The organism is Candidatus Pelagibacter sp. (genome assembly GCF_052049575.1).
GTDB lineage: Bacteria > Pseudomonadota > Alphaproteobacteria > Pelagibacterales > Pelagibacteraceae > Pelagibacter.
Genome location: NZ_JBNGZQ010000001.1, coordinates 653501 through 659910 on the forward strand (window position 1 = coordinate 653501; position 6410 = coordinate 659910).

At 22.5% G+C, this 6410-nt stretch carries 6 protein-coding genes; 4 read left to right on the plus strand and 2 right to left on the minus strand.

Going from position 1 to position 6410, the window contains the following annotated elements:
* The first annotated feature begins 10 nt into the window (after window positions 1-10).
* Genes ACTT9C_RS03425 through ACTT9C_RS03440 form a run of 4 tightly spaced genes read left to right on the plus strand, consistent with a single transcriptional unit; the run spans window position 11 to window position 4751 of the window.
* Complete coding sequence (locus ACTT9C_RS03425) at window positions 11-1294, plus strand: hypothetical protein (protein ID WP_440923102.1); 1284 nt, start codon at window positions 11-13, stop codon at window positions 1292-1294.
* 5 nt (window positions 1295-1299) lie between these two features.
* Window positions 1300-2505 (plus strand): nucleotide sugar dehydrogenase, encoded by a 1206-nt coding sequence (locus ACTT9C_RS03430; RefSeq protein ID WP_440923103.1) that lies wholly within the window; start codon window positions 1300-1302, stop codon window positions 2503-2505.
* A gap of 4 nt (window positions 2506-2509) precedes the next feature.
* Complete coding sequence (locus ACTT9C_RS03435; RefSeq protein ID WP_440923104.1) at window positions 2510-3625, plus strand: glycosyltransferase; 1116 nt, start codon at window positions 2510-2512, stop codon at window positions 3623-3625.
* Window positions 3618-4751 (plus strand): hypothetical protein, encoded by a 1134-nt coding sequence (locus ACTT9C_RS03440; protein ID WP_440923105.1) that lies wholly within the window; start codon window positions 3618-3620, stop codon window positions 4749-4751. The genes ACTT9C_RS03435 and ACTT9C_RS03440 overlap by 8 nt, the downstream gene beginning before the upstream one ends.
* Here the strand turns inward: ACTT9C_RS03440 and ACTT9C_RS03445 are convergent.
* Window positions 4748-5524, minus strand: coding sequence for a TylF/MycF/NovP-related O-methyltransferase (locus tag ACTT9C_RS03445; RefSeq protein WP_440923106.1), 777 nt, complete (start codon window positions 5522-5524; stop codon window positions 4748-4750). The two genes, ACTT9C_RS03440 and ACTT9C_RS03445, sit on opposite strands and share 4 nt — an antisense overlap.
* Before the next feature lie 44 nt (window positions 5525-5568).
* A partial coding sequence (locus tag ACTT9C_RS03450; RefSeq protein ID WP_440923107.1) for a glycosyltransferase occupies window positions 5569-6410 on the minus strand: 842 nt, incomplete at its 5' end.

Below are 6410 nucleotides of genomic sequence, written 5' to 3' on the forward strand. Positions count from 1 at the left end.
ACAATCAACAATGATAAGTCATAAAAAGTTATTAATCAGATTCAACAAGATTGAAAAAAAATATTTTTCTGATCCTCATTATAATATTTCAAAAAATTATTTACATTATCTACTATTGAATCAAAATTTTAGCTTTATTAGATTTACTTTATCTGGATATATAACAAATTTAATCTTATTATTATTATCATTTATTTCGATTTTATCTTCTAAAATTAAAAATATATCTCATGCAAATTATTTTATTGTCCATAAAGGTCAAAAGGGCAAATATGACTTTAGAAGTAATTATATCCTAGATAATTACGAATTTAAAAAGTCTTTAAATATTGTGAGATGTGTTTCTTTTTTCGATAGCATAAAGGTCTATTTTAAATATCCTAACGTGATTTTTTATCTATCTTTTGATTATTTTAATAATTTTTTCTCTTATAATAAGTACTCATTGATTGAAGATTACAAAGTGCTTCATGAGAAAGAAATTAAAAATTGCCAAGATATAATAAAAATTTTTAAGTTTTTAAAAATCAAAAAATTTTTAAGTATCGATGATCAAAGGATTATGCAAGTTTTTTTAAAAGCTTGTAAAGAATTAAAAATCGAAACTTTCGGTTATATGCATTATAAGTTTTCAAAATACGTAATAGGTATTAAGTATTTATCTTTTGATAATTTTATTGTGTGGTCAGATTATTTTAAAAAAAAACTTATTGATGTAAATAAAGATTATAAAAAAAAAAAAATTTTTGTAAGCGGTTACCCCCTAAAAAATGTTTCAAAAAAAATTAATAAAGATGAGATAAATATACTATATTTATACGACTTAAATTTAAATTTCAAAAAAATCTCAAAAATACTAAATGAGTTAAATATGAAAAAGAGAATTAATATTTTTGTTAAACTTAAACCTCAAAAAATTGAGACTAAATGGGATATTTTCTGTAAAAAGAAAAATATTAAATATTTTAAATTTGAGACTTTAGACCAAATTAATAAGAAAATTAAATTTGATTATTTTATTGCAACAATATCTACTGCAATATTAGAATCCACTTTATACGATGCCATTCCTTTAAAACTAAACTCAAGTAATGATTTTGCAGATGATCTTATTCAAGATAAAGTTGTATTTAAGGTTAATAATTTATCAGACATTATTAAAATTACTTGTAATCAGGCTTCAAAAAAAAAATATTTTAATAGAATATTTCGAAAAGTATGGGGTTTTAAAAAGTATAATTCAAATAATATTAAAAAAATTCTTTCAAAATATTTTTATACTATTAAAAGTTAAACGAAATGATTATTAAACCGTCTGTTATAGGCTTAGGGTATGTTGGTTTACCTTTATTTCTAAAATTACAAAAAAAATTTAAGTGTATTGGTTATGACAACAGTATTTCAAGAGTAAGTAGCTTAAAAAAATGTATTGATACTAATAAAGAATTTTTAAAAAAAGAACTAATCTTAAAAAATAAATCTTTTTTCACCTCAAAATTACAGAGTCTTAAAACAAGTAATTTTTATATTGTCGCTGTTCCTACACCAGTATTTAAAAATAATATGCCAAATCTTGAACACTTAAAAAAAAGTTGTCTTATTATAAGTAAGGTTCTTAAAAAAAATGATATTGTTTTTTTTGAGTCAACTTTTTACCCAGGGATTACAGAAAACTATTGTGCAAAAATTTTAGAAAAAAAATCGAAACTAAAAGTAAATAGAGATTTTTTTGTAGGATATTCTCCCGAAAGAATTAATCCAGGAGATAAAAAACACTCCGTGGATAAAATAAATAAGATTGTGTCTATATCTGGAAAGGAAAATTTAAGAATTGCAAAAAAAGTTTATGGAAGTGTTACTAAAAAGATAACTCTTACAGAAAATATCAAAGAAGCTGAGAGTGCCAAAGTAATAGAAAATATACAAAGAGATCTTAATATCGGCTTAATGAACGAAATTTACAAGGTTTGTTATAAGTCGAAAATCAATTTTTATAGTGTTATGAAATTAGCTTCTACAAAATGGAATTTTCTTAAATTTGATCCAGGACTCGTTGGAGGACATTGCTTACCAGTTGATCCATACTATTATTCAGATTTTGCAAAAAAATTTGGAATTAAGACTAATGTAATTCTATCAGCAAGAAAAATTAATAATTCAATGTATTTATTTATGTATGATAAGATTTTAAAAAAGATTAAAGATTATAAATTAGATTTGAAAAAATCAAAAATTTTAATTTTGGGATTGACTTATAAAAAAAATGTTTCTGACATTAGAAATTCGTTTGCTTTGAAATTATTTTTTTTATTAAAGAAAAAAATCAAAAATTTAGATGTAAGCGATCCTTTAATAATAAATAAAAAAATTCAAAATTTAAAGATTTTCGAAAATTTTGATATCGATAAATATGATTTAATAATTAATTTTGTAAATCATGATATATTTAAGGATAAAATTTTAAAAATTAAAAAAAAAAAGAAAAAATATCTGGATTTATTTTAATATTTTGTCAAAAAAAATTATATATATTACCGATCTATCTCTTCCTTCCAACAAGGCTCAAGCTGTACATATTTTTAAATTAATTGATAATTCTTTAAAGTTTTTAGATAAGGCTATCTTAATCTGTCCAAATATAAAAAAAAAAGTTAATGTTAATTTTTTCAGAAAATACTTTAATTTACATAGTAAGAAAGATATCGAGATACACAACTTATTTAAGAATTTATATATTAATTCTTTTTTAAAAAGATTAATTTTTGGTTTTAAAGTTGGAAAAATTTTACATAAAGAAAAAAGTTTAATTATAACTAGAAGTTTAATTTCTAGTTTTTTTTTATCTTTACGTAGAGTTGGGCATTTTTTGGAAGTGCATCAAGAAATGAAAGGATTGACAAAATTTTTGTTAATCAATTTAAATTTTATTAATTCTAAATACGTTATAAAAGTAATTTTTATATCAAAAAATTTATCAAAAGTTTATAACCTTAAAAATGATAAATTTATTATATTACATGATGCATGTGATTTAAAAGATTTCAAATCAGTAATTAAGCTAGAAAAAAAAGTCAAAAAAATTTTCTATTTAGGAAGTTTTTATAAAGGTAGGGGGATAGAGGTAATTCAAAAACTGTCAAAATTAACACCTAATATAGATTACTATCTATATGGTCAGAGAGATGAAGAAGTTAAATCTAGTAAAAATTTTAAAGTATTTTCGCATGTCAGCTATAGTGAGTCTATTAAACTTATCAAATCAGCGGATTTGCTTTTGATGCCTTACCAATCAAAAGTTTCCATTAATTCAAATAATTTTGATGATGAAATTTCAAAATTTATTTCTCCCTTAAAAATGTTTGAATATTTAGCCACAGGTATACCAATCATAAGTTCAGATTTAAAGGTATTAAGAGAAATTTTGGTAAATCAAAAAAATTCTGTGCTCATAAAAAATTACTCAAATCCATTTTCTTGGAAAAAAGCAATTTTTAATTTATCCAATAATTATAGTTTAAGAAAATATATTTCAAAAAATTCTAAAGCTACAGCTATTAAAAATACCTGGGAAAAAAGATTTACTAAAATTTATAATTTATATCTTAATAATATCAACAATGGTTAGTATAGGAATAATTAATAAGGGGCCACTTCTTAATTGGGGGAAAAATTTTGGATACTGGTATTTGATTAAATATTTTCATAATGAATTAAGATCTGCCGGTTATGAAATAAACTTTTATGAGTCAATGAATAGTAAATTTTATAAATCGGACTTTATAATTGTAGATAGTAGAACAATTACTGAAAAATATACCAATAAGATTAGAAGAAAATTAAAATTAAGTGTGAATTATAATTTTTTGGAGACAATCATTGAAATTCAAAAAAAAAACTCAAATATAGTTTGGCTGGATTTAACTGATAGTTCAGGCACCACTCAATTTGAGGTTTTACCATATGTAAGAAAATACGTTAAAAAGCAATTTTACAAGGACAAAAGTTTTTACAAAAAATTTTTTTTTAGAGATAGATATTATGCTGATTTTTATCAAAAAAAGTTTTCTTTAGAAAAAAATATTAATTTTAAAACTCATCTTTTAACTGATAAATATCTATCAAAATTAGTCCTTGGTTGGAACATTGGCGTTGGTAATTATTTTGATGTTTTAAATAGAGATAAATATGAAAAATATTTATGTATTTTAAAATCGCTAAAATCTAATGACTCAAAAGATTTATATAAATATTGCCTTGGTTTTCATAAACCAGAGAAAAAATTAGATGATATTTACTATAGTTTTAATTTAAGGAATGATGATGAAAAAAAATCTATTCATTTTCAAAGAAATAAAGTTACAGAAATATTGAATCAATATTTTAAATCTAAAAATTTAAGATTTGGTCACAAGGAGTATTTAAAAAAACTTCAACAATCAAAAATTTCAATTGGTGCGTTTGGATGGGGTGAAGTATGTTATAGAGAATTTGAGGCAATAAAAATGGGTGCAGCTGTTATTTTTCCTAACGTGGATTATATAGAAACTTGGCCAAATATTTATCGAGATAATTATTCTTATGTCAGTTACAAATTAGATTTCTCAAATCTGATTGATAAGATAAACTTAGTAAGTAGTGATAATGATTTAAGAGAAAATCTTGTGGAAAATTCTCAAAGAATTTGCAAGAATGTTTACTCTCATGAGGGATTAGATTATTTGATTAATTTTTTCAAAAAAATAACAAATTAACTTTTTTTAATTAATAATCTACTCGCATAGTCTATTCTGTGAAACCAAAAGAAATTCTTCTCTAATTGAAAGTATTCATCGACAGCTCTTTTTGACCCTTTCCAATGGCCGTAGTCATCAATTATAAGAACTCCACCAGGTACAAGCTTAGGATATAAAATTTCCAACTCTTTCTTTGTTGACTCAAAAAAATCAGTGTCCAACCTTAATAAAGATATTTTATCTGGTAGATTATTTGAAATTTTAAGAGTTTCTTCAACTTTACCCTTTATAAAATAAAATGAATCAAGATAGTTTTTATTAAAGGAGCTGATATTATTCCTTACTTCATCAAGTGTAGAATAGCACCATTTTACATTTTTCGCTTTATATTTATCATATATCTTTTTTGCATCTATATTTTTTAAATCAAAATCTTTTGATCCAGGGATAGGCATTCCCTCAAAAGTGTCAAAAGCAAAAATTTTTTTATTCAAATTTAACTTATCTGCAATAATCTTAAATAAAATCAGGTTACCTCCTTTCCACACTCCTGACTCGACGAGATCTCCATCAATATTATTTTTGGAAATATGTTTTATAGATTGTATGATAGCCCAATGATTTGCTGGTGTGCTCATTGAATAATTGGATATTTGTTTTATTATTTTTAGTTCATCCTCACTAATTTCTGCAATTGAGTGCTCATTTCTTTTATACCAAGAATTTTTATGCTCAATTTTAAAATTAAATTTGTTAATTATTTTTTTAATTATTTCAGAATATTTATTCATAATTATTAATTAAATTTATTTCAATTTAATTCAACAAAATAAAATCAAATACTCTCAAAAATATTTGAATATTTTTTTACATTGGAATTAAGAAGAAATTTTTTTAAGTTTTGTCTATTTTTTTTTGATTTGTTTAAATAAAATTTAAAATTTTTTAAGATTTTATTTATTTTTATGGATAAATCGTATTCATTATTGGTTTCGAAAAGCAATCCAGAACTTCTATTAGATAGAATCTCTGAATTACCACCCGGACAATTAGAGGCTATTACTACAAGATTGTTATTTAATGCTTCAATTATAGTATTGCTACACCCCTCAAAAAAAGATGGGGATATTAATATGTCGAATTTTTTCATTTCTTTTTGGGGAAATTTTGTAACTTTTCTTATTTTCACTTTTTTTTTAATATTTAAACTATTTATGAGAGAAATCAGATTATTCTTAAGATCACCGTCACCGAAAATTGTAAGAGAAATATTTTTCTTTTTAATTAAAACAAATGATTTAATCGCGCATTCTAAATTTTTTTCTTTTGATAATCTACTAAAACAAACGGCTTTAAATACATTTTTTTTTGGTATTTTTTTTATTGATTTATTTAATTTATCCAGAGATGGCGGATATATTACTTTTACTTTATTTGATAAAGAATTATTAAAACCTTTCTTAATACCCACCGAATTAGCAATAATAATATCAGATAGAGGATAAACTAAATTAACTAAAAATTTAAGTATCTTCTTTTTCAAATAATCAATATTTGAAAAATATATATCTAATTCCTCTAAAGGAGTTCTTTCAACTAAAACAGTCTTTAAATTATTAATTCTTTTAGCAATTAAAGTTAAAATTACATTATTATAAAAAAAGTGAAAATAAGAAA

Excerpts from the sequence above, each read along its gene's own strand:
- ACTT9C_RS03430 (WP_440923103.1), top strand. The coding sequence starts at position 1,300 with ATGATTATTAAACCGTCTGTTATAGGCTTAGGGTATGTTGGTTTACCT.
- ACTT9C_RS03425 (WP_440923102.1), top strand. The coding sequence starts at position 11 with ATGATAAGTCATAAAAAGTTATTAATCAGATTCAACAAGATTGAAAAA.
- ACTT9C_RS03445 (WP_440923106.1), bottom strand. The coding sequence starts at position 5,524 with ATGAATAAATATTCTGAAATAATTAAAAAAATAATTAACAAATTTAAT.
- ACTT9C_RS03440 (WP_440923105.1), top strand. The coding sequence starts at position 3,618 with ATGGTTAGTATAGGAATAATTAATAAGGGGCCACTTCTTAATTGGGGG.